Raw genomic sequence first — 22062 nt, 5'->3', positions numbered from 1 at the left:
CATGGCTTTTGATAATAATAAACTTGGAGAGTTACGTCCAAACCAAATCATAACCACCTTTGGCCCCGGCTCGGTAGTCGATGCGGTAAAGGACTCGGTTACGATTCTTGACATCTCCTACTGGAAACAGAAGGGACAAAAAATAATCGATGGCAGGCTTGCATCATACTTAGGCGTCGATTGCTTCTATATGCCTCGGACAAGTTTTTCAGGTGATGTTCCTGTTGTGACCTTCCCATACTGGCACGTATGCTCTAATTTAAAATGTGGCAAGTTGTTTGATGCCAGAAAATATTTTGACTTGGATAAGTATCTCAAGTATGGCGTCACTTGCCCTGAGTGCCATCGTGCAGCCTATCCGTCCCGTTTTATCACAATCTGCGAGGATGGTCACATGGCAGACTTCCCTTGGAAGTGGTGGGTACACAGAGGGGAGTCTGATTGCAATGGTACCTTAAAGATGTATTCGACGGGTAATACTTCCACTCTTGCGGATATGTGGGTAGAATGCTCCTGCAGTGCTAAACGGAGCATGAGTGGCGCAACACAACGAGATAATTTCGACGGTGTTGCCTGCCCTGGTCACCATCCGTTCAGACCGAATGTGAAAAACCATAAATGCAACAAGCCGCTCATCCCATCACAGCGGGGTGCATCTAATGTTTACTTTGCTGTGAGCAGGAGTGCAATCTCTATCCCACCGTGGATTAATCCGTTGTATAACCTGATTGATGAGCATCTGCGTGATATAGAGCTTGCAAAGCAGCTTATGGGCGATGAGGGAATAACCAAAATATACGAGATGTATTTCTCCGCTTACTCAAGGGATGAGTTTAATGATGCTCTTGAGCGTCGAATGAGCAATATCAAAGAGTTCACTGAAATTAAGCAGATGGAATACAATGCCATCACACACCACAATGACCCTGCATATGAATCAAACAAGAAGCATTTCAAAGCTGAAGAGGATGCTCTGCCTAGATATTTGCAGAAGTACTTTAGCCGTATCATCCGAGTGACCAGACTTAGAGAGGTTCGAGTCCTTCTTGGATTCACAAGAGTAGATGCGCCTGATCCGGATGCGGATGAGCAGCCGAATGTCGTAGCATTAAGCAAAGGCAAGCAGGAACGCTGGCTGCCTGCGGCGGAAGTAAATGGCGAGGGTATCTTCATAGAATTTAATAAAGATATGCTTGCGGCATGGTTCAACTCACCTGCAGTGAATGGCTTGTCGGAAAAATACTCCGATTCCTACAGAGAGTTTTGCGAGTCAAAAGGTTGGACAATCGCGGTTGTGAAAAATGCCGTTTATGTTCTGATGCACACATTTGCTCACTTAATGATTAAGCAGATGTCTATGTCATCGGGATATTCTTCTTCAGCCATTAGAGAAAGAATCTACTTTGGTGATAAAATGGCCGGCATTCTGCTCTACACAGGAAGTTCTGACAAGGAGGGTTCACTCGGCGGCTTGGTTGAACTCGGCACTATCGATCAGATGACTAATCTTATGCGGAATGCTTTTCAAGAGGCTCTTGTTTGCACGAATGACCCGGAATGCATGAGTAATTTGCCGGCTGGCAAAAACTCAAACGGCGCTGCCTGCCATTCATGCTGCATGATATCTGAAACGGCGTGCGAGAATGGAAACAGGATGCTTGATAGAGGTCTTGTTGTTCCTATTCCGGGACGTGAGGAATGCTCATACTTTAAGGAATTAGTAGGTGACTTATGTCAAGTGGAAATCTAAACAAAGAGATATTCTTGAATACGGTCAAAAGCGATGTGGCAAATGGAACGACTAATGCCGTATCAATGCTGAAGCAAAGTTGCTCGGAATTATCCGATGCGCATTGCGATGATGTCATAGGAACGATTATCGATGCTATGAATATGTCTGAGGCAGATAAGGTATCGCTCGTGGTCACGGCACCGCCGTCTTTTTCTATCAATGCGAGAACCACAATGAATGTGGTTCAGTCGATGATAAATGGAGCAGAAAGAAACATCCTGATCACGGGGTACTCCTTATCCTCATATTTCTCGGAACTGGTCGATACAATCGTTCTTAAAAGCCAGCGAGGGGTATTTGTGAAATTCTTTGTAAACGATATTGATAAGCAGCTCGGATTCGAAAAGATACTTCGGTACAAAGGACGATTCCTGAAAATATATAACTACCATCAGGAAGATGATAAGATGGCTGCGCTTCATGCAAAGGTTATTTCCGTTGACCAGCAGCAGACCTTAATAACATCTGCGAACTTATCCTATCACGGACAGCAGGGCAACATTGAGCTTGGGACACTTATAGAATCAAAGCAAATTGCAAAGCAGATAGACGATGTTTTTACCAAGATGATTTTTTCAAAAGTATTCAGTGAGGTATAAGAAAACTTTTTGATTATTTTTCACACATTTTTATTGTCACTCGACGGGATTTATTTTGAGGGTTCACAAGGAAACAAAGTTTCACGGACAAAGTCACTAGAAAACTGAAAATGAGCAAAAAAAGGGCTTTCGGCGAGAAATTATACTGCTGAAAGCCTTTGTTTATTGGAAACATCCTATATCGAATATAGTATTTAAATACATTTCATTATCTAACTCTCCATCTCTTTCTCTATATATTTCTCGTAGTTTTTCTTGATTTGATACAGTTCGGTCATCTCAGATTTCGATAAAGAATACTCTTGCATAAGGGTATTCTTTTTTCATGGTGCGCCCGGCGGCGCACGTTTCTAACCGGTGAAAGACCGGAGTCTGCCCGGTAGCGGGAAAGACATAGCCAAAGACAAGGGTGTTCGTTGTGAGGCGAAATCTGAAGGAAGTCGGCGGCAAACCTCTGGCCTGACGAACAGGAACCGCATAGGAGGCTATCGTTGGGGATAAGGCCACACTACAGGTCGAAGTCCCATAGCTACACGGAACCAATGGTGGTAGATGCGGCAGGTAGATGGAAGGAAAGAAACGTGTGGTACCCGGGGAGGTCTGCATAGAACGCTCTGAAAAGGGCAACCACAGCCGAAAGGCTATGCTGAATATGCAGAAGTCAGCAGAGGCCATAGTAGCCGGGAGGTGAAGGGCCGAATCAGTAGGAGTATCCAAGTACAACCGGGAAAGGAGGAGCGACTGGAAATGGCAGAAAACCTGAAAGAAAAGGGCTTCCCGCAAAAGGATAGTGCGGAACACGAAGAATATGTGGGAGCGTCAAGGTCGTTCCGTCGGATATGGGAGGAAAGGAACCGTGTACAGCCAGAACTCTTGGAGAAGATACTGAGCAGGGAGAACCTAAACAGAGCTTTCAAGAGAGTGAAGAAGAACAAGGGAGCCGCGGGAGTCGATGGCATGACCATCGAAGAAACGCAGGCACACTTAAAAGAAGGAAACCATGCGAAAGAACTTGTTGTGGTCAAGCGTTTTTGTAACACGAGTGTCCAATCAACTTATGTCGAATACCTCGCTTCGAATGGCGTACGATAGCCGTTATAAGAATGCGGTCGTACATGGTTGTATGTGGTATAAGCAAAATGCTCCACTGCGCGATAGAGAGATTCCTCATCTCGATACTCATGAAGATAAATTTCTTCGTTTTTCAGCATATTGAAATAGCGCTCCATAGGGGCATTATCATACGGGCATCCAGCTTTGCTCATGCTTTACGTCAGGTCATGTTCCTCGCAAAAGTCGGTGAACGCCTTCGATGTGTACGGGCTGCCTTGATCGCTATGAAGAGTCAGACCTTTGATTCTCTTTCGTTGACTGCTGAGTGCTTTGCCAAGCGTTCGGATTGCCAAGGCACGCGTCATACGCCGATCTGTCAGGCTTGTGACAACGCTGCGGTCATGTAGGTCAATAGTCGTACAGTTATATCGAACATCGCCTCCATGAAGAAATAATTCGGTGTTTCCTATTAGACATTCCTAGTACAACTTTAGTTTACCACAACAATTACAATAAGCGCACCGATGAGCAAAGCATTTGGACAATTGTCCAAATGCTTTGCTTGAAGACAAAAACTGACCCTGCCACGAAGGCAGACACTTCAAGGGTGAAAATTCCTCACCGAGAACATCCTGTCACATACTCGTTCATCATTGCCGTTTGACTTTTCCCGTCTCCTATGATATTATCTTACGGTAAATGTGTGCGTCTTTCACGCAGCATTTTTCAACCGCTCGGCGAGGTTTTGAAACGGCTTTGCCGTACCGTAGTCGGCGAGTAACACGCAGGGAGGTGTTTTCATGTACGCTATTATCAAGACCGGAGGCAAGCAGTACCGCGTTGCCGAGGGCGATGTCATCCGCATCGAGAAGCTCAGCGCCGAAGAGGGCGAGGGCGTGACGTTCGATGAGGTTCTGACGGTTGTTGACGGCGATACCGTCAAGGTCGGCCGTCCGCTCGTCGAGGGTGCGAAGGTGACGGGTAAGGTTCAGGCGCAGGGCAAGGACAAGAAGATTCTCGTCTTCAAGTACAAGGCGAAGTCGAACTACCGTCGTCGTCAGGGTCATCGTCAGCCTTTCACGAAGGTCGTTATCGAGAAGATTGAAGCTTGATGATCGAGATCGAGATCGAGCGTCAAGACGGGAAAATATCGGGCTGCCGGGTCAAGGGGCACAACGGCGAATATGGCGCCGACATCGTCTGTGCGGGGGTTTCCTCCATCGTGCAGACAGCTCTTCTCGGCATAGGAAAGCATCTGCATCGCGAGGTAAGCTATCGTGTCGCGAGCGGAGACTTTTTCCTGAAGCTCAAGGAAGCGCCCGACGATTTCACCGAAGCTGTGTTGGAAACAATGCGGCTGGGGTTGGAGGAGATCGGAAAGATCGAGCCCGACGCCGTAAAGATTTCATACAAAGAGAGGTGAGATCCATGTTTAAGTTTGATTTGCAGCTTTTCGCGCATAAGAAGGGCGTGAGCAGCACGCGCAACGGCCGTGACAGCGAGTCCAAGCGCCTCGGCGTAAAGGAGCACGCGGGCACGGTTGTGACGGCGGGCAGCATTCTCGTGCGTCAGCGCGGCACGCATTTCCATCCGGGTCACAACGTGGGCATCGGCAAGGACGATACGCTTTTTGCCAAGGTGGCGGGCAAGGTCGCTTTTGAGCGCAAGGGTCGCTACAACCGCCAGGTCAGCGTTTATCCGACGGCTTAAGGCTTAAGGAGGTGCTGAGTTTATTGGCGCTTCCTTAAATATGTTGCAAGAAAGAGTACCTGCGCCTTTTGCGACGCAGGTATCTTTTTCTATCTGAGGCTCGGGGCGCTTGGCGCTCATGCTCCAGCGCCGCAGGTTTTGCGGCGCTGAGGCATGTGCATCAAGGGCGCAGGGACGACGCCGAGGGCGTTCTTGAAAGGAGGCAGCGATGCAGTTTATCGATCGTGCGAAGATCAGCGTGAAAGCGGGGGACGGCGGCAAGGGAAAGTCGGCGTTCCGCCGCGAGAAGTTCATCCCCAAGGGCGGGCCTTCGGGCGGTGACGGCGGCCGCGGTGCGGACATCGTCTTCGTCGTCGACCGCAATATGAACACCTTGCTCGATTTCCGCTATCATCGGAAGTTCAAGGGCAAGGATGGCGGCAACGGGGACATCAAGAATATGACGGGCGCGAACGCCGAACCGTGCTTCATCAAGGTGCCGCCGGGAACGCTCGTCAAGGATGCGGAGACGGGCGCGGTGCTCGCCGATCTCACGGAGGTAGGGCAGCAGGCTGTCATTGCGAAGGCGGGGCGCGGCGGGCGCGGCAACGCACGCTTCTCCAATTCGGCGAATCGTGCGCCGACGTTTGCGGAGCTTGGCGAACCGGGTGAGAGCAAGGAGCTTCTGTTGGAGCTCAAGCTGCTCGCCGATGTCGGACTCGTCGGCTATCCGAGCGTCGGCAAGTCGAGCCTCATCACGGCGGTTTCGGCGGCGCGTCCTGAGGTTGCCGCTTACCATTTCACGACGCTCGTGCCCGTGCTCGGCGTCGTGCAGACGGACTACGAGAAGAATTTCGTCATGGCGGACATCCCGGGACTCATCGAGGGCGCGGCGGACGGTGCGGGTCTCGGGCACGACTTCCTGCGTCATGTCGAGCGCACGCGTCTCATTCTGCATCTTGTCGATGCTTCCGGCATCGAGGGGCGCGATCCTGTCGAGGATTACTACCGCATCAATGCGGAGCTTAAGAAGTACAGCGAGAAGATCGCTGCGCGCACGCAGATCCTCGTCGCCAACAAGATGGACTTGCCCGAAGCGGCTGAGAATCTGCCGCGTCTCGAAGCCCTGGCTGAGAAGGAGGGCATCCGTATTTTTGCCGTTTCGGCGGCTGCGCGGCAGGGTTTGAAGGAGCTCGTCGACTATGTGGGCGAGACGCTTGAAACCTTGAAGGAAGAGCCGCAGGAGAAGGCGGAAGAGGTGCGCGTCTACGATGCGTCCTTTGAAACGGCAGAGGAGGACGCCGTGACGATCACGCGCAACGACCGCGCCGATTTCATCGTCTCGAACAAGGCGTTGGAAAAACTCGTCGCCATGACGAACTTCGGCAACGATGAGGCCGTGCGCCGCTTCCAGTATATCTGGCGCATGAAGAAGATCGATGCGCTCTTGAAGGAGCGCGGCATCAAGGAAGGCATGACGGTTCATATCGGCGATATGGAGTTCGAGTACCGCGAGTAGCGGTAAAAAGGGAAGCGCAAATGTGTGAAGACAGGCGGCTGAACGTATCAGCGGTTCTTCGAGGGAGGCATGGTGTATGAATGCACGCGAACGTCTGCGCGAGGCGAATCGCATCGTCGTCAAGGTCGGCACGAGCACGCTCGTGCGCACTTCGGGAAAGCCTGACTTTCGGCGCATGGATCGCCTCGTGCGCGAGATTGCCGACCTCAAGAACGCGGGGCGCGAGATGGTTCTCGTGAGCTCGGGCGCCATCGCCATCGGCATGGACAGCATCGGCCTGCAGAAGAAGCCGGCGGAGATTCCCGCACGCCAGGCCTTGGCGGCCATCGGGCAGTCGAGCCTCATGACGCTTTATAAAAAGTTTTTTGCCGACTACGGACAGACGGCGGCGCAGGTGCTCCTGACGAAGGAGAATGCCGCGCGTCACCATCAGTATGCCAATTCGCGCAACGCGCTCCTGGAGCTTCTTGCCATGGGCGCCGTGCCCGTCATCAACGAGAACGATGTCGTCGCCGTCGATGAGATCAAGATCGGCGACAATGACACGCTGTCGGCGACGGTCGCGACGCTCATCGATGCCGACGCCTTGCTCATCCTTTCGGATATTGACGGGCTTTACACGGCAAATCCGCAGGAAGACAAGACCGCACGATTGATTCCTGAAGTCGCGGAGATTACGCCCGAGATCGAGCGCATGGCGGGCGGTGCCGGTTCTTCCTTCGGCACGGGCGGCATGGCGACGAAGATCGAGGCGGCGAAGATTGCTGTGAATGCGGGCGCGACATTTGTCATCGCGCCGAGCGCAAAGGATGATGTGATTTCCGCTGTCCTTGCGGGCGAGATTGTGGGCACGGTGTTCCCTGCGAAGGAGTCGCATCTTCGGGTCAGAAAGAGTTGGCTCGCCTTCGGCAAGCGCATCGCGGGCGACGTCATCGTCGACGAGGGCTGCGAGGAGGCGATGCGCACGCATGGCTCAAGCCTTTTGGCAGCAGGCATCCGCGCCGTCGAGGGCGATTTTGCGGCGGGTACGACGGTGCGCGTGCTGTCCGCGCGTCAGCAGGAGATTGCGCGCGGCATCGTCAATTACAGTGCGCAGCAGATCGAGAAGATTGCAGGGCGCAAGAGCCGCGATTTCGCAGGACTCATCGAGGGCGAGATTCACGAGGAGGTCATCCACCGCGACAATATGGTTCTGATGGTCTGAAGGCCCGCATAGCGGCGGGGCTGCAGTATGGGGAGGGGTTCATCATGGACATTGAGGCGTTGGTCAAGGAAAAGGCACAGGCGGCGAAGGTGGCGTCGAGACTTCTGGCAGTCATGAAGCCTGAGGACAAGAACAGGGCGCTTCATGCCATGGCGGATATGCTCGAAAAGCGGATGCGTCTCATCTTGGATGCGAACGCCGAAGATCTCGAAGAGGCGCGCATGAAGAAGGCGATCAAGCGCTCCTACCTCGACCGCCTTATGCTTGATGAGAGCCGCATTCACGCGATGGCGCAGGGTCTGCGCGAGACGGCTGCTCTTGCCGATCCCATCGGGCGCGGCGACTTCTCGACGGTGCGCCCCAATGGGCTCGAAATCCGTCGCGTGCGCGTGCCGCTCGGCGTCGTCGGCATCATCTACGAGGCGCGTCCCAATGTGACATCAGATGCGGCTGGGCTTTGCCTGAAGTCGGGCAACGCCGTGCTGCTGCGCGGCGGCAAGGAGGCGATCCGCTCGAATACGGCGATCGCGTCGCTTCTCGCGCAGGCGGCGCAGGAGGCGGGAGTTCCTGCAGGCGCGATCGGCTTCATCGACTCGGCCGACCGACAGGGCGTAGAGGCGATGCTGCACCTCGACGGCCTCTTGGATGTCGTGATTCCGCGCGGCGGGGCGGGTCTCATCCGTGCCGTCGTGCAGGGAAGCACGGTGCCTGTCCTGGAGACGGGCAGCGGCGTCTGCCACACCTTCGTCGACGAGAGCGCCGACCTTGCCATGGCGGAGAAAATCGCTCTGAATGCGAAGGTTTCGCGCCCGTCGGTCTGCAACGCGATGGAGACGCTGCTCGTGCACGAAAGCATCGCCGAAGACTTCCTGCCGCGCCTCGTGCGGGCGATGGAAGCGGCGGGCGTCGAGCTGCGCGGCTGTGAAAAGGCGCGTGCCATCTGCACCTCGCTCAAGGAGGCACAGGAGGAGGATTGGTCGACGGAGTACGGCGATCTCATCCTCTCCGTCAAGGTCGTGCGTGATCTAGAAGAAGCCATCGCGCACATCAACCGCTACAATACGGGTCATTCGGAGACGATCGTCACGAACGACGTCAAACATGCGCATCGCTTTCAGGCGGAAGTTGACGCGGCGGCGGTCTACGTCAACGCCTCGACGCGCTTCACGGACGGCGGCGAGTTCGGCTTTGGCGCGGAGATCGGCATCAGCACGCAGAAGCTGCACGCGCGCGGCCCCATGGGACTTCTGGAGCTGACCTCGATGAAGTATCTGATCTACGGCGAAGGACAGGTGCGCGAATGAGGCGCCTCCTCGGCTATGCGCGTGCCGTCAGGCAGTATCTGGCGACGGAAAAGGGCGCGTACGATTTCTACGATGCCGTGCGTGCCGTCCTCGTCATCTTCCTGAGCATGGCGGCGGCGCTGGCCGTGGCGTTCTTTCTCTTCGGCTGATTCACGAAGGGAACTCTCGCTGAATCTGTTCGTCGCATTCATTTGTCGCATAGGAAGCGGGGTGAGGTCGTGGTACAGGAGAAGAGGCGCGTCGGCATCATGGGCGGCACGTTCGATCCCATCCATCTCGGGCATCTTGTTATCGCGGAGGCGGCGCGGGAGGAACTGGCGCTCTCCGAGGTGATCTTCATTCCCGCGGCGCAGCCGCCGCACAAGCCCGGACGGAAGGTGGCGGCGGCTGCGCACCGCCTGCGTCTCGTGCAGCTTGCCGTGGAAGGCAATCCCTTCTTCCGTGCGCTCGACGTGGAGATGCGGCGCGAGGGTCCGTCGTATTCCTACGATACGCTGCGTGATCTCGTCGAAACGCATGGCGAGAGCGTGGACTTCTATTTCATTGTCGGCGGCGATGAGATCAGCGCCATCCTCACATGGCATCGCGTCGCCGAGCTTTTTTCCCTTTGCCGCTTCGTGGCGGCGAGGCGCAAGGGGGCGTCGCTCTCCCTGGACGAGGTGCGCACGCATCTCGGCGAGGAAGCGCTCTCGCGCATACGACTCGTGCAGGCTCCGGAGCTGGAAATCTCCTCTACGGACATCCGGCGCCGCCTGCAGGAGGGGCGCTCGATTCGCTATCTCGTGCCCGAAAAGGTCGAAGCCTACATCTATAAAGAAGGTCTGTATTCATGAATTACGAGGCGATGAAAGAAGAACTTGCTCAGCGGCTGCAAAAGAAGCGCTACGAGCACTCCCTCGGCGTCGCGGACACCGCCGCCATGCTCGCCGGGCGCTTCGGCGTGGACGTGGAAAAGGCGCGTATTGCGGGGCTTCTGCATGACTGCGCGCGCGAATATCGGACGGCGGATCTTCCCGCTGAGGCGGCGCGGCGCTCGATTGCCTACGGCGAAGTCGAGCGCGCGATGCCGCTCCTTCTTCATGCCTATGTGGGCGCAAGGCGTGCGGAGGAACTGTACGGCGTGACGGACGCGGAGATTCAGCAGGCGATCTGGCGCCATACGGTCGGCGGCGAGCGCATGACGAAGCTCGATAAGATTATCTACTTCGCTGACATGATCGAGCCGCAGCGCGACTATCCTGAGGTCGAGAAGCTGCGTGCGCTGTCGCGCACGGCGAGTCTCGATGCGATGGTGCTCGAAGGGCTTTCCCAGTCCATCGCATTCGTTCTGCAGTCCGGAAGGCTCATCCATCCGGCGACGGTGGCGGCACGCAACGAAATTCTCCTTCGCGCCCGTGCAAAAGAAGGTCATGCGTCATGACGCAGAAAAAGAGGAGCCGCACGCAGGAAAACATCCGCTTGAAGCGCAAGGAGCAGGCGCGTCGCCGCCGCATCGCTCGCGCACGCTTCCTCGTGCTGATGTTCTTCCTTACCATATTCATCGCCGTGCTCGCTGTCGCAGGCTACTTTCTCTACGGCATCGGACACAGCATTTATCAGGAGATCGACGCCGTCTACCAGGGCTACGAGGAGCGGCGACAGGAGCGCGACCGTCACATCGATGCGAAGTTTGACGGCTACACGAACGTCCTCGTGCTCGGCATTGACGATGGTGCGGACGAGAACGGTACGGAAGGGCAGCACGCCGACACGATCCTGCTCCTCAGCATGGAAAATGCGACGGGTCGTCTGCGTGCCATCACGGTGCCGCCCAATATGATCGTACAGCTGCCGCAGAAGGGCGGCGAGATACGTGCAACCGATCTCTACGCGCACGGTGGCGCTCCGACGATGGTGCAGGCGCTGTCGGATCTTCTCGGCGTCTCCATCCATCAGTATGTGACGCTCGATACGCACGCTCTCGCTGATCTCGTCGACGTCCTGGGCGGCGTCGACCTCTACGTCGAGGACGAGATGAACTACGACGACCCCGAGGCGGGGCTTTCCATCCATATCCCCAAGGGATTTCAACACTTAGACGGTGACACGGCACAGAAATATCTGCGCTACCGTAGCTCGGAACTCGGCGAGGTCGGCAGGCTGCACCGCCAGCAGCGCTTCGCTAAGGCGCTCTACGAGAAGTTCCTGCAGGTCGACACGATCCCGAAGTTGCCTGATGTGGCGGACATCTTTAAGTACCGCATGACGACGAGTGCGGAGATTTTCGATTCGGCGCGTCTTGCGAAGGTCTTGAAGAACCTCGGCGATGAGCCGCCGACGACGCTGCTTCTGCCCACCGTGCAGCGCGACGGCTATTGGCTGCCGGACCGCGCGGCGATCGGGCAAAAGATTGAAGAATTATTCCCAGAATTGGTAAAGCATGAGGGAGAAAATGACGATAATAAGTGAAGAGCAGTAGGAGGCATGGATTTTGAGCAACACACCGGAAGAAATGAGTCGGGCGATCGCCAGAGCTGCGAGCGACAAGAAGGCGCAGGACATCGTCATCATGCGCATGGCGGAGCTCACGACAGCGGCGGACTATTTCATCGTCTGCTCGGCGAATACGGCGACGCAGGTGCGCGCCATCGCCGACAATATCGAAGACGAGATGCTGGAGAAGCACGAGAAGCCGTATCTGCACAAGGAAGGCTATCGCGAGGGCGAGTGGGTTCTCCTCGACTACGGCGATTGTGTCGCGCATGTTTTCATGACGGAAAGCCGCGCGTTCTACGCTTTGGAAAGGCTATGGAGCGATGCGCCGGCAGAGCATTATGAGGACTAGATGATGGCGGAAGAAAAGCGCAGGAAGTACGGACCGAGTACGGTCGCCAAGCTTCGCGTCGCGCGTCTCGGCGACTTCGGCGCGTTCCTTGACGCTGAGACGGGCAGTACATCGGACGACATCCTGTTGCACAAGACACAGCAGACGCGCGAACTCTCCGTCGGAGAAGAGGTCGAAGTGTTCCTCTACCTCGATCCCAAGCACCGCCTGACGGCGAGCATGAGGACGCCGCGCATGAAGGAAGGGCAGGTCGCACGGCTCACGGTCATCAATGTGAGCCGCGACGGCGCTTTTCTCGATGTCGGCGCTGAGCGCGGCATCTTCCTGCCTTATGCGGGAATGCGCGGCAGGCCGCAGATCGGCGAAGTCGTCTGGGCGAAGCTCTACACGGACAAATCGGGAAGGCTTGCCGTGACGATGGAGGTCGAGGACGAATTGCGGCGCGCTTCGAAGCCCGCGACAGATGTGCGCGTTGGCGCCCATCTATCCGGCTCGATCTACAACATCACGGAGAGCGGCGCGTTCATTTTCACGAACGAACGTTACATCGTGTTCGTTCCCCACAAGGACATGCGCGAGCGGCCGCGCGTGGGCGAGGAGGTCACCGTGCGCATCACCTATGTGCGCACGGACGGCAGACTCAACGGCTCCCTGCGTGAGCCGAAGGAGAAGGCGCTCGTCACGGATGCTGAGCGCATCCTCGCCTACCTTGAGGAGCACAGGGGCAGGATGCCTTACAGCGACAAGACGACGCCTGAGATCATCAAGGCGAAATTCCAGATCAGCAAGGCGGCATTCAAGCGCGCTCTCGGACATCTGCTTAAGGCGGGAAACATCGAGGAGAAGGACGGCTGGACGCTTCTTAAAGACGGAGCTTCGCTTGAGGAGGGCGAGGGGAAGCGCGAAAATAATCCGTGATTCCCTGCAAATAAAAGAAGGATTTCAGACCTTTTTAACGAATTGTGTCTTATGAAGTATGAAATAGGGGGCGGATTTTTCATGGCAGAAGGAAAAGACGAGAAGAAGGGCATTTTGCTGGAAACCGGCACAAATGAGTTTGAAATCATCGAGTTCAACATCGGCGCTGTCGATTACGGCATCAACGTCGCGAAGGTGCGCGAGGTCATCAAGGCTTCGGACTTTCCCGTGACGACGATGCCGCAGGCGCATCCGTACATCAACGGGCTTTTCACCCTGCGCGGCAGGGCTGTGCCGCTCGTCGATCTGCCGCGTTGCCTCGGCGTCATGAGCGGACAGGCGGCGGGACGCTCGCAGAACATCATCGTGACGGAGATCAACGGCTACGACATGGGCTTCCTCGTCGACAATGTTTCGCGCATCCACCGCATCTCGTGGAAGAACATGGAACCGGCGCCGGAAGTTGGCGACCAGTCGCGCGTCGTCGGTCTCGTGAAGATGGAAGGCAAGATCGTCCTCCTGCTCGACTTCGAGACGATCATGGCGGAGATCAATCCCGAAATCAACCAGAAACTCACGACGGTTGATGATACGACGGAAGATATCAAGCAGAGGCGTGCCTCGCAGCACATCGTCGTGGCGGAGGACTCGATGCTCCTGCGCGACCTTCTTGTCAATACGCTGCATGGCGCCGGATATACGTTCGTGCGCGACTTTGGCAACGGCGAAGATGCGTGGAACTTCCTTAGAGAGGTCGCAGAGAAGACGGAGTCTGAGCAGATTTCCGAGAAGGTGCGCATCATCATCTCCGACGTCGAGATGCCGAAGATGGACGGACATCGCCTGCTGAAGCTCGTGCGCGAGGACGACCGTCTGCGTCAGATTCCGCTCATCCTATTCTCGTCGTTAATTTCCGAGGAAATGCGCCGCAAGGGCGATGACCTTGGCGCAAGCGCCCAGATTTCGAAGCCTGAGATCAATCAGCTCATCCATACGATCGACAAGTTGATCTTCGGCATCGACACGACGGGCATGGACGACGATTTTTAAGGAACAATTCCTCTTTTTGCCGCAGCGCCTTCATGGCGCTGCGGTTTTTCGCGTCAGGGAAAAGAAAATTTTCGCAAATCCCTTGCAAATCCGAGGTGTATCGTGTATAATCCTATTGTTGTCGATTTGCTGATGTAGCTCAGTCGGCAGAGCGTATCCTTGGTAAGGATAAGGTCACCGGTTCAATCCCGGTCATCAGCTCCATCATAATAGGGCGGCATAGCTCAGTTGGCTAGAGCATGCGGTTCATACCCGCAGTGTCCGGAGTTCGAATCTCTGTGCCGCCACCATTTTCAAGCCCCGCGAGGGGTTTTTGTTATGTTGGTGGGAAGTTCGGGGATTTTTCCTTGCATATTGTTGACACTCGGTATTAAGTGTGATAAAGTATGTTAGTGATTTTATGGAAGGGAAGGAGTGCTGAAACATGCGCAACGCCGTTACGTTGGCCTGCACGGTTTGCAAGAACCGCAACTATCAGACCAACAAGAACAAGAAGAATGATCCCGATCGGCTTGAATTCAACAAGTATTGCAAGTTCTGCAAGAAGCATACGCCGCATAAAGAAACGAAGTAAGCCCTGCGGCTTGCAGCAATATGATACGGGGTGTGAATGCTTTGGCAGATGAAAGATCGTCAGCGCCGCAGTCTTCTTCGGGCGGTTTCAACCTCTTCCGTTTCTTGGGCGAGGTCAAGGCAGAGATGAAGAAGGTGACATGGCCGACTCACAGGGAGCTGGTGACGTATACCGGTGTCGTGGGGGTGGCGGTCGTTGTCGTCTGTGCGCTGATTTGGGTATGCGATACGTTTTTTGCAAGACTGTTTAAACTTATTCTGCAATAGAAGGCTGGAGGCGCGATGGAGTCTGAGAAGAAATGGTATGTGATCCATACCTATTCCGGATATGAGAACAAGGTCAAGGCGAATCTTGAGTCTCGCGTCCATACCATGGGGATGGAGGACAATATTTTCAACGTCATCGTCCCGATGGAGGAAGAGGCCGAAATCAAGGACGGCAAGAAGAAGCTCGTCAAGAAGAAGGTTTTCCCCGGTTACGCCTTGGTTGAGATGATCGTCAATGACCGCTCTTGGTACGTTGTGCGCAACACGCCGGGTGTCACGGGATTCGTCGGCTCGGGAACGAAGCCGATTCCGCTGTCGGAAGCAGAAGTAAAGCATATCTTGAAATCTATGGGGACGGAGGAAGAGAAGCCCGTCACCCACATCGATCTCGAGGTTGGGCAGGCCGTACATATCAATTCGGGTGCTTTTGAGAATTTCGCTGCCACGGTAGCGGAAGTCTTCCCAGAAAAGGGCATGGTCAAAGTTCTCGTCGATATGTTTGGACGCGAGACTACGGTTGAGCTGTCGTACAACGAGGTTGAAAAAATCTAGGGAATCGCTCGGTGTCTCGATATGAGAAGCAGCATAAACCCCTTTTAAGGAGGTGTTAAAAAGTATGGCAAAGAAGGTCGCAAAGCTCGTCAAGCTGCAGGTCGTTGCCGGCAAGGCAAGTCCGGCTCCTCCGGTAGGCCCGGCACTCGGTCAAGCAGGCGTCAACATCATGGCTTTCGTCAAGGAATTCAATGAGAGGACGGCCAAACAGGCTGGTCTTGTTATTCCGGTCGAGATCACGGTCTTCGAGGATCGTTCGTTTACGTTCATCACGAAGACGCCGCCCGCCGCAATTCTTTTGAAGAAAGCTGCCGGCATTGAAAAAGCTTCCGGTGAGCCGAACAAGACGAAAGTCGCTAAGGTGCCGCGCGCGAAAGCGCAGGAGATCGCGCAGTCGAAGATGCAGGATCTCAATGCGGCAGACCTCGAAGCTGCTACGCGCATGATCGAGGGAACGGCTCGCAGCATGGGCATCGAAATCGTCGATTGATTCGAGACGCTCATGCTCGTGGCAGGAAACTACGCGCACAAATGTCCACTTCCTGGACGTTGTACGCCGTCCTTACATGAAACCAGCCAATCGGTCTGCGCCTTCGGCTTGATCCCTTGGGGTTTCGTTGTAAAAAAACCGCTATGACCACGAAAGGGGAATTTTTGAATGGCAAAACACGGCAAGAAATATCAGGATGCTGCGAAGCTTCTGGAAGACGGAAAGCTCTACAGTGTCGCTGAGGCTATGGAACTCGTGAAGAAAACTGCGACGGCAAAGTTCGATGAGACGATCGAGCTGCACGTCCGTCTCGGCGTTGATCCGAAGTACGCTGATCAGCAGGTTCGCGGTGCTATGGTTCTGCCGCACGGCACGGGCAAGGCGAAAAAGGTTCTCGTCTTTGCCAAGGGCGAGAAGGTCAAGGAAGCCGAGGATGCAGGTGCTGATTACGTCGGCTCGGACGAGATCGTCACGAAGATTCAGGGCGGTTGGTTCGACTTCGATGTCGCCGTCGCTACGCCCGATATGATGGGCACGGTCGGCCGCCTCGGTAAGGTCTTGGGTCCTCGCGGTCTCATGCCGAACCCGAAGCTCGGTACGGTCACGATGGATCTTGTGAAGGCGATCAGCGAGATTAAGGCCGGTAAGGTCGAGTACCGCACGGACAAGGCCGGCAACGTCCATGTCCCGATCGGCAAGGCTTCGTTCGATGTCGATAAGCTCAAGGCGAATTATCAGGCACTCATCGACACGCTCGTCCGCGTTCGCCCGGCAGCAGCGAAGGGGCAGTACATCCGTGCGATCACGGTCAGCTCTACGATGGGCCCCGGCGTTCCGATTGCTACGATGGCCTAATCCGATAAAACAGCATACGATGACTGTAGACAGCAGGTATGGATCTTCCATCTAACGAGCAAGTTGCTCGCCCGCCGAGGTCGGATTCAGGCGCATTGCTTCAAAAGATGCGGCTTCCGGCATACAGTTGGGAGCCGTTTTATTTTGTTGAATCTCATTGAGAGGGGGTGCAAGAATGAATGCAAAGGTAAATGCAAAGAAGGAAGCGGTCGTTGCTGAGCTGAAGGAAAGGCTTCAGACGGCGAAGGGAGCCGTTTTTACAAGCTACAAAGGCTTGACGGTAGCGCAGGACACGGCGCTTCGCCGCGCGCTTCGTGAGGCAGGCGTTTCGTATCATGTCGTCAAGAACACGATGACGCGCATCGCCGCGAAGGAACTCGGGCTCGACGAACTTTGCGATCACTTGGAGGGGACGACGGCTCTTGCCGTTTCCACTGACGACGCTGTGGCGCCGGCGAAGGTCATCTGCGAGTTCATGAAGAAGAACAAGCTCGATGAAGCCGGCATCCTGACGCTCAAAGCAGGTCTTCTCGACGGACGCGTCATCGACGTCGCTGAGGTCAAGGCTTTGGCCGATCTGCCGTCGCGCGAGGTTCTTCTCGCAAAGCTCTTGGGCAGCATGCAGTCTCCGATTGCGGGTACGGTCAACGTGCTCCAAGGAGTCATCCGCAACGCGGTCTATGTGCTTGAGGCGATCCGCAAGCAAAAGGAGGAGCAGGCTTCCGCCTGAACCTTATAGAGTGCAGCGGTTGGGCAGACGTCCGCCGCTTGCAGGCTGAATACATTTGAAGAAAACAATTTTATGGAGGTACAATCATGACTAAAGAAGAAATCCTGCAGGCCATTGAGGGCATGACCGTCCTCGAACTTTCCGAACTTGTCAAGGATATGGAAGAGAAGTTTGGCGTCAGCGCTGCGGCTCCGGTTGCTGTTGCTGCTGCCGGCGCTGCTCCGGCTGCTGCGGGCGGTGAAGAGAAGACCGAGTTCACGGTCGTTCTTGCTGCTGCCGGCGACAAGAAGATCAACGTCATCAAGGCTGTCCGCGAAGCTACGGGTCTCGGCCTGAAGGAAGCGAAGGAGCTCGTTGACGGCGCTCCTGCTCCGATCAAGGAGAACATCGCGAAGGCAGAGGCAGAAGAGCTCAAGAAGAAGCTCGAAGAGGCCGGCGCAACGGTCGAGCTCAAGTAATTTGGGCGCAGCAGAAGCTGCATAAGAAACCGCCCTTGCAAGTCGATTTTCGACTGCAAGGGCGGTTTTTGTTTGGTTGGTTGGTTTACGCTTCCTGCTGCAGAGGAACCGGATGTTCGCTTTCTCTCTGTGCTGTTTTTCGCGCCCCGTTCCAGCGGTATTGGATCGTCAGCACCGTAAGCGCGGCGATGAACATGAAGAGCGCCATGAGGAAGTAGCCCGTGTCGAAGGAGCCTGTCTCCGTCTTGAGCCAGCCCATCATGTAGGGGCCGACCCAGCCGCCGAGATTGCCGCAGGAGTTGATGAGGGCGACGCTGCCGGCAGCGGCGGAGCCGGAGAGGAAGCTCGTCGGGATCGTCCACCAGACGCCCATGGCGGCGTAGATGCCGATGGCGGACAGGCAGACGAGGAAGAGTGCCGTGTACATGTCATCAGCAAAGGGGCTGAGTCCTAGGCCGACGGCGCCGACGAGGAGAGCGCCCGCGACGTGCCAGACCTTGTCGCCCGTCTTCGTCGAGGTTTTGCCGATGATGACCTGCACGATGAGCGCCGCCGTCATCGGAATGGCGATGGCGCCGCCGAGGAATCCGGTTGACCAGCCCGAAAGCCCCTTGAGCACCGTCGGCATCCAGAAGTTGAAGCCCCAGAAGCCGATGACCCACATGAAGTAGATGAAGCAGAGTTTCAAGACCTTGGGATCGGAGAAAGCCTGGAAGATCGTGTATTTCTTGACGCTTTGCATACGCGCCTGCTCTTCTTCGTACTGGCGGTTCAAGTATTCCTTTTCTTCTGCACTGAGCCAGGAAACCTGGTCGGGCTTGTCTTTGACGAAGTAGAAGAAAAATACGGCGAAGAGGAGGGCGGGCCCTGCCTCCAAGATGAACAGTTCCTGCCAGCCGTGCATGCCGAAGAAGGATGTTTGCAGCAGGAATCCCGCGAGCGGTGCGCCGATGATCGTTGAGATGAGAAGTGACGTCAGCATGAGGGAATTGGCGCGTGCTCTCTCCCTTTCGGAAAACCAACGCGCGAAGAGCACGGAGTAGATGACGGGGTAAAGGCTCGCTTCCGAGGCGCCGAGCAGGAAGCGGCAAAGGTAGAACTCCGTCTGCGTCTGCATGAATGCCATGAAGATGCAGACAAGTCCCCAGGTGAACATGATGCGTGCGATCCACTTTGCGGCGGAAAAGCGGGCGGCGATGAGTGCGCCGGGGATTTCCAGGAGCAGATAGCCCATGAAGAAGATGCCCGCGCCTGCGCCGAAGATTTCGGGCGTGATCCAGTCGAGATCCTGCGTCATCGTCAGCGCTGCATAGGCGATGTTCACGCGGTCGATGCAGGCGATGATGGACACGAGAAAGACGGGCAGGATGATGCGCAGGTCGCGCTTTCGTCTGAGACGGGCGAGATCCAAATTTTCCATAATGATTCCTCCTAAAATAATGCAGGATGATAAACAAAAACTCCGCCCCTCGAAAGGGACGGAGGATTATCCGCGGTACCACCCAGATTCCCGCATAAAGCGGGCGCTTGCCGCGTACAGTCATACGCGCTTCCTCTAACGCGGAAGGAACGGCTCGGCTTACTCGATTTCAGCTTTGCTTCTCGGGGAGGATTTTCTTCGCGAGGCTTTCTGCCGCTTTTCAGCACAGGAGCGGCTCTCTGTAAGACAGCGTATCACGAATACTCTTTCCCGTCATAGAATTTTGGCGATGTATTCTTTTGCATCGTGGTTTGCATCGTGGTTTGTTAAGTTGTAACCTCGATGAAGCATAATATACTCCTCGAAAAGAAGGTTGTCAAGCATTTGGAGAAAATTTATTTTCGCTTGGTCGATCGGGCTGCTTTTGCTATGAAAACCCAAGAGGTCAAGCCCGAAGGGCGCAGAACGATTGGCTTTTTCACGTAAGGGCGGCGCACAATGTCCAAAAACTGGACGTTTGTGCGTGTAGTTTGCTATACTAGAGGAAGACAGACCACCGCGCGGATAAGAAGCGCAGAAGAGAGGGGAAAACTCATGTATTTTCGCACACAGCAGTATTACCGCATCAACCGTCAGCTGAAAAAATCTTACCATGCCTGCATCCGAAACGGCGGCACGGAAGAGGAGGCGCGGGCGATTCGTGAGACGAATGCACACATCGTCGAACTTTTTGCCCATGGCGGACTCATCAGTCACGAATGGGCGGCGGCCTTGGGGCACAGGCATGGACATGATCTGGATTCATAATGTAAGAGAATTATCCTAAATATGATAAAACCTGATTGACATAAAATGAGGGATATGATAAACTACTTATTTTCTTCCAACTTATGAAGATTTGTGCTATAATGTATGCGGATAGTTTTTTAATTCCGTGCGTTTTGCATGGGGAAAGGGCAGGAGGTGTAGCATTGCTTCAGGTTGGTGACACAGTTGTCTATCCGATGCATGGGGCGGGCGTGATTTCCGGCATAGAGGATTGCGAGGTGCTCGGCGAGGGCAAATCCTATTATGTGCTTCAAATGCCATTGGGCAACATGAAGGTCATGATACCGACGGACAACGTGGATAATATGGGTCTTCGAGACGTGATTCCCGAAACGCAGGTCGAAGAGGTCAAGGACATTCTGCAGATGGCTCCCGAGCGTGCGACGGGAAGCTGGAACAAGCGCTTTCATGCGAATCTTGAGCGCATGAAGAGCGGCGATATATGCGATGTGGCGGCTGTCGCGCGAAATCTCGTCCTGCAGGATCGCCTGCGCAAGATTTCGAGCGGCGAGCGGCGCCTTCTGGATCTCGCGCGGCAGATCATCGTCAGTGAGCTTGTCTATGCCTGCAGCAAATCGCCCGAGGAAGTCAAGTCGTGGATGGATGGCATCCTTGCGGAAAACGATTTTGCCTGATGCTGACGATCGCCGGGAAGACCCCGGCGATTCGAGAGTGATTTCTTTTGACAAAGCCGAATAGATTTAGTATGATAAATCTGTTTGGCTTTGTCATTTCCATTATATGGGGAGGGATGTTTATTGCTCGAAAAAGTATTGCGTTTTTTCATCACGCTGATCTTCGCCATTCTCGGCGGAGCGCTCATGCAGCTTGCCAGTCCGCTTCTGACCTTGTTTCTGAGCACGGAAGTTCTCAAACTGGATCTCGGACTCTTCGGCCTGACGCTCGCTTCGCTCGTCTGCATCCTCGTCGGTGCTGTTTTGGGCGGAGTTCTCGGCTTCATCACGACGCCACTTTTCACGGCTACGCTCAAGCGCTTCACCTATTGGGTCGAAACGCAACTGAACAAGATGCCGATTCATGATGTCATCGCAGGCGCAGCGGGGCTGGCCATCGGACTTATCATTGCAAATTTATTGGGAGCGGCGTTTTCCAAGATCCCGCTCGTCGGTGCATATTTTCCTGTCGTTTTCAGCATCGTGTTCGGCTATCTCGGCATTCATATCACGATCAAAAAGCGCAAGGAAGTCGGCGATCTTTTCGGCACGCTGCCAAATCTGATCAGCAAGAGCCGCGAAGCGAAGGCGCAGGCGAAGGCAAAGGAAGCGCTGGGGCAAATCGCCAAGGAACAGAAATCGTCCAAGCTCTACAAGCTGCTCGATACAAGCGTCATCATCGACGGACGCATCGCCGATATATGTGAGACGGGCTTCATTGACGGTACATTGCTCATCCCTGAGTTCGTCTTGGAAGAACTGCAGCATATTGCCGATTCCTCAGATGCGTTGAAACGCGTGCGCGGCAGGCGCGGACTCGATGTCCTGCAGCGCATACGCATGGAATCGAAGATGGAGGTCGAGATCACGAGCCAGGACTTCGACGACATCGCCGAGGTCGACTCGAAGCTCGTGCGCCTGGCTCAGGTCGTGGGCGGCAAGCTCATCACGAATGATTTCAACCTGAATAAGGTCGCAGAGTTGCGCGATGTGCCCGTCCTCAACATCAACGAGCTTTCCAATGCCGTGAAGCCCGTCGTCATTCCAGGCGAGACGATGCGCGTTTCCGTCGTCAAGGAAGGCAAGGAGCCGGGACAGGGCGTCGCCTATCTCGATGACGGCACGATGATCGTCATCGAGAACGGCCGCCGCCATATCAACAATACGATTGAAGTGGAGGTCACGTCGGCGCTGCAGACAGCAGCCGGACGCATGATTTTTGCAAAGCCCAGACATTGGTGAAAGAGAAGTGCCGCCGATAGG

The 22062-nt window shown here is 55.1% G+C and carries 27 protein-coding genes, 2 tRNA genes, 1 pseudogene and 1 other annotated feature; of the genes and pseudogenes, 28 read left to right on the top strand and 2 right to left on the bottom strand.

Going from position 1 to position 22062, the window contains the following annotated elements; all coding sequences use genetic code 11:
• The first annotated feature begins 1 nt into the window (after position 1).
• From drmB to OL236_RS06815, 3 genes are all read left to right on the top strand, one after another.
• A complete protein-coding gene (gene drmB, locus OL236_RS06825) occupies positions 2 to 1750 on the top strand; it encodes a DUF1998 domain-containing protein (RefSeq protein ID WP_265070052.1) in 1749 nt (582 codons plus the stop codon).
• 14 nt (positions 1751 to 1764) lie between these two features.
• Positions 1765 to 2391: a phospholipase D-like domain-containing protein gene (locus OL236_RS06820; protein WP_265070051.1), complete on the top strand. Its 627-nt coding sequence runs from the start codon at positions 1765 to 1767 to the stop codon at positions 2389 to 2391.
• A 747-nt stretch (positions 2392 to 3138) separates the two neighbouring features.
• A complete protein-coding gene (locus tag OL236_RS06815; protein ID WP_265070050.1) occupies positions 3139 to 3483 on the top strand; it encodes a hypothetical protein in 345 nt (114 codons plus the stop codon).
• Here the strand turns inward: OL236_RS06815 and OL236_RS06810 are convergent.
• Positions 3447 to 3905, bottom strand: a pseudogene (locus OL236_RS06810) (DDE-type integrase/transposase/recombinase); the annotation flags it as partial. The gene OL236_RS06815 and the pseudogene OL236_RS06810 sit on opposite strands and share 37 nt — an antisense overlap.
• Before the next feature lie 339 nt (positions 3906 to 4244).
• Between OL236_RS06810 and rplU the strand changes: the two are divergent.
• From rplU to rplL, 22 genes are all read left to right on the top strand, one after another.
• Positions 4245 to 4556, top strand: a complete 312-nt coding sequence (rplU, locus tag OL236_RS06805; RefSeq protein ID WP_009646866.1) for a 50S ribosomal protein L21 — start codon at positions 4245 to 4247, stop codon at positions 4554 to 4556.
• Complete coding sequence (locus OL236_RS06800; RefSeq protein WP_265071800.1) at positions 4556 to 4867, top strand: ribosomal-processing cysteine protease Prp; 312 nt, start codon at positions 4556 to 4558, stop codon at positions 4865 to 4867. The genes rplU and OL236_RS06800 overlap by 1 nt, the downstream gene beginning before the upstream one ends.
• Positions 4868 to 4872: 5 nt before the next feature.
• Positions 4873 to 5154 carry a 50S ribosomal protein L27 gene (rpmA, locus tag OL236_RS06795; protein WP_006193088.1) on the top strand — a complete coding sequence of 94 codons (282 nt, stop codon included), beginning with the start codon at positions 4873 to 4875 and terminating at the stop codon, positions 5152 to 5154.
• A 208-nt stretch (positions 5155 to 5362) separates the two neighbouring features.
• Entirely contained in the window at positions 5363 to 6652 is a 1290-nt protein-coding gene (gene obgE / locus OL236_RS06790; RefSeq protein WP_265070049.1) for a GTPase ObgE, read from the top strand.
• Between the two features lie 76 nt (positions 6653 to 6728).
• The gene (proB, locus tag OL236_RS06785) at positions 6729 to 7856 is read left to right on the top strand and encodes a glutamate 5-kinase (RefSeq protein ID WP_265070048.1); all 1128 of its coding nucleotides are present in this window, start codon (positions 6729 to 6731) and stop codon (positions 7854 to 7856) included.
• Between the two features lie 44 nt (positions 7857 to 7900).
• Positions 7901 to 9160 (top strand): glutamate-5-semialdehyde dehydrogenase, encoded by a 1260-nt coding sequence (locus OL236_RS06780; RefSeq protein ID WP_265070047.1) that lies wholly within the window; start codon positions 7901 to 7903, stop codon positions 9158 to 9160.
• Positions 9157 to 9309 carry a hypothetical protein gene (locus tag OL236_RS06775; RefSeq protein WP_265070046.1) on the top strand — a complete coding sequence of 51 codons (153 nt, stop codon included), beginning with the start codon at positions 9157 to 9159 and terminating at the stop codon, positions 9307 to 9309. The genes OL236_RS06780 and OL236_RS06775 overlap by 4 nt, the downstream gene beginning before the upstream one ends.
• A 69-nt stretch (positions 9310 to 9378) precedes the next feature.
• On the top strand, positions 9379 to 9993 hold the full coding sequence (gene nadD, locus OL236_RS06770) for a nicotinate-nucleotide adenylyltransferase (protein WP_265070045.1): 615 nt from the start codon (positions 9379 to 9381) through the stop codon (positions 9991 to 9993).
• Entirely contained in the window at positions 9990 to 10580 is a 591-nt protein-coding gene (gene yqeK / locus OL236_RS06765; protein WP_265070044.1) for a bis(5'-nucleosyl)-tetraphosphatase (symmetrical) YqeK, read from the top strand. Before nadD ends, yqeK begins: the two co-directional genes overlap by 4 nt.
• Positions 10577 to 11608: an LCP family protein gene (locus tag OL236_RS06760; RefSeq protein WP_265070043.1), complete on the top strand. Its 1032-nt coding sequence runs from the start codon at positions 10577 to 10579 to the stop codon at positions 11606 to 11608. Before yqeK ends, OL236_RS06760 begins: the two co-directional genes overlap by 4 nt.
• A 43-nt stretch (positions 11609 to 11651) precedes the next feature.
• Positions 11652 to 11984: a ribosome silencing factor gene (gene rsfS / locus OL236_RS06755; RefSeq protein WP_006193080.1), complete on the top strand. Its 333-nt coding sequence runs from the start codon at positions 11652 to 11654 to the stop codon at positions 11982 to 11984.
• The gene (locus OL236_RS06750; protein ID WP_265070042.1) at positions 11985 to 12902 is read left to right on the top strand and encodes a S1 RNA-binding domain-containing protein; all 918 of its coding nucleotides are present in this window, start codon (positions 11985 to 11987) and stop codon (positions 12900 to 12902) included.
• 81 nt (positions 12903 to 12983) lie between these two features.
• Complete coding sequence (locus OL236_RS06745; protein ID WP_037370553.1) at positions 12984 to 13952, top strand: chemotaxis protein; 969 nt, start codon at positions 12984 to 12986, stop codon at positions 13950 to 13952.
• Between the two features lie 128 nt (positions 13953 to 14080).
• Positions 14081 to 14156 (top strand) — tRNA-Thr (locus OL236_RS06740).
• Between the two features lie 9 nt (positions 14157 to 14165).
• Positions 14166 to 14242, top strand: a tRNA-Met gene (locus OL236_RS06735).
• Positions 14243 to 14376: 134 nt separating this feature from the next.
• Positions 14377 to 14526 (top strand): 50S ribosomal protein L33, encoded by a 150-nt coding sequence (gene rpmG / locus OL236_RS06730; RefSeq protein ID WP_006192858.1) that lies wholly within the window; start codon positions 14377 to 14379, stop codon positions 14524 to 14526.
• A gap of 41 nt (positions 14527 to 14567) precedes the next feature.
• Positions 14568 to 14792, top strand: a complete 225-nt coding sequence (gene secE, locus OL236_RS06725; RefSeq protein WP_232208275.1) for a preprotein translocase subunit SecE — start codon at positions 14568 to 14570, stop codon at positions 14790 to 14792.
• A 15-nt stretch (positions 14793 to 14807) separates the two neighbouring features.
• Positions 14808 to 15344, top strand: coding sequence for a transcription termination/antitermination protein NusG (gene nusG, locus OL236_RS06720; protein WP_009646860.1), 537 nt, complete (start codon positions 14808 to 14810; stop codon positions 15342 to 15344).
• A gap of 64 nt (positions 15345 to 15408) precedes the next feature.
• Positions 15409 to 15834 (top strand): 50S ribosomal protein L11, encoded by a 426-nt coding sequence (rplK, locus tag OL236_RS06715; RefSeq protein ID WP_006192855.1) that lies wholly within the window; start codon positions 15409 to 15411, stop codon positions 15832 to 15834.
• Between the two features lie 168 nt (positions 15835 to 16002).
• Positions 16003 to 16689, top strand: coding sequence for a 50S ribosomal protein L1 (gene rplA, locus OL236_RS06710; protein ID WP_265070041.1), 687 nt, complete (start codon positions 16003 to 16005; stop codon positions 16687 to 16689).
• 175 nt (positions 16690 to 16864) lie between these two features.
• Positions 16865 to 17419: a 50S ribosomal protein L10 gene (gene rplJ, locus OL236_RS06705; protein WP_009646856.1), complete on the top strand. Its 555-nt coding sequence runs from the start codon at positions 16865 to 16867 to the stop codon at positions 17417 to 17419.
• An 86-nt stretch (positions 17420 to 17505) separates the two neighbouring features.
• Positions 17506 to 17877, top strand: coding sequence for a 50S ribosomal protein L7/L12 (gene rplL / locus OL236_RS06700; protein WP_009646830.1), 372 nt, complete (start codon positions 17506 to 17508; stop codon positions 17875 to 17877).
• Positions 17878 to 17962: 85 nt separating this feature from the next.
• Here rplL and OL236_RS06695 read toward each other — a convergent pair whose 3' ends face one another.
• Entirely contained in the window at positions 17963 to 19297 is a 1335-nt protein-coding gene (locus OL236_RS06695) for an MFS transporter (protein ID WP_265070040.1), read from the bottom strand.
• Between the two features lie 51 nt (positions 19298 to 19348).
• Positions 19349 to 19583 (bottom strand) — a binding site (T-box leader).
• Between the two features lie 308 nt (positions 19584 to 19891).
• Between OL236_RS06695 and OL236_RS06690 the strand changes: the two genes are divergently transcribed.
• The 3 genes from OL236_RS06690 (at position 19892) to OL236_RS06680 (ending at position 22041) form a co-directional block, all read left to right on the top strand.
• On the top strand, positions 19892 to 20104 hold the full coding sequence (locus tag OL236_RS06690) for a hypothetical protein (protein ID WP_009646840.1): 213 nt from the start codon (positions 19892 to 19894) through the stop codon (positions 20102 to 20104).
• Positions 20105 to 20268: 164 nt separating this feature from the next.
• On the top strand, positions 20269 to 20760 hold the full coding sequence (locus OL236_RS06685; RefSeq protein WP_009646831.1) for a CarD family transcriptional regulator: 492 nt from the start codon (positions 20269 to 20271) through the stop codon (positions 20758 to 20760).
• Between the two features lie 123 nt (positions 20761 to 20883).
• Positions 20884 to 22041, top strand: a complete 1158-nt coding sequence (locus OL236_RS06680; RefSeq protein ID WP_265070039.1) for a PIN/TRAM domain-containing protein — start codon at positions 20884 to 20886, stop codon at positions 22039 to 22041.
• Positions 22042 to 22062 lie beyond the last annotated feature (21 nt).

Origin of the sequence: Selenomonas sputigena (genome assembly GCF_026015965.1) — a bacterium.
Classification (GTDB): domain Bacteria; phylum Bacillota; class Negativicutes; order Selenomonadales; family Selenomonadaceae; genus Selenomonas.
The sequence above is the reverse complement of the archived record's forward strand: the minus strand, read 5'-3'. Positions and strand labels throughout refer to the sequence as shown.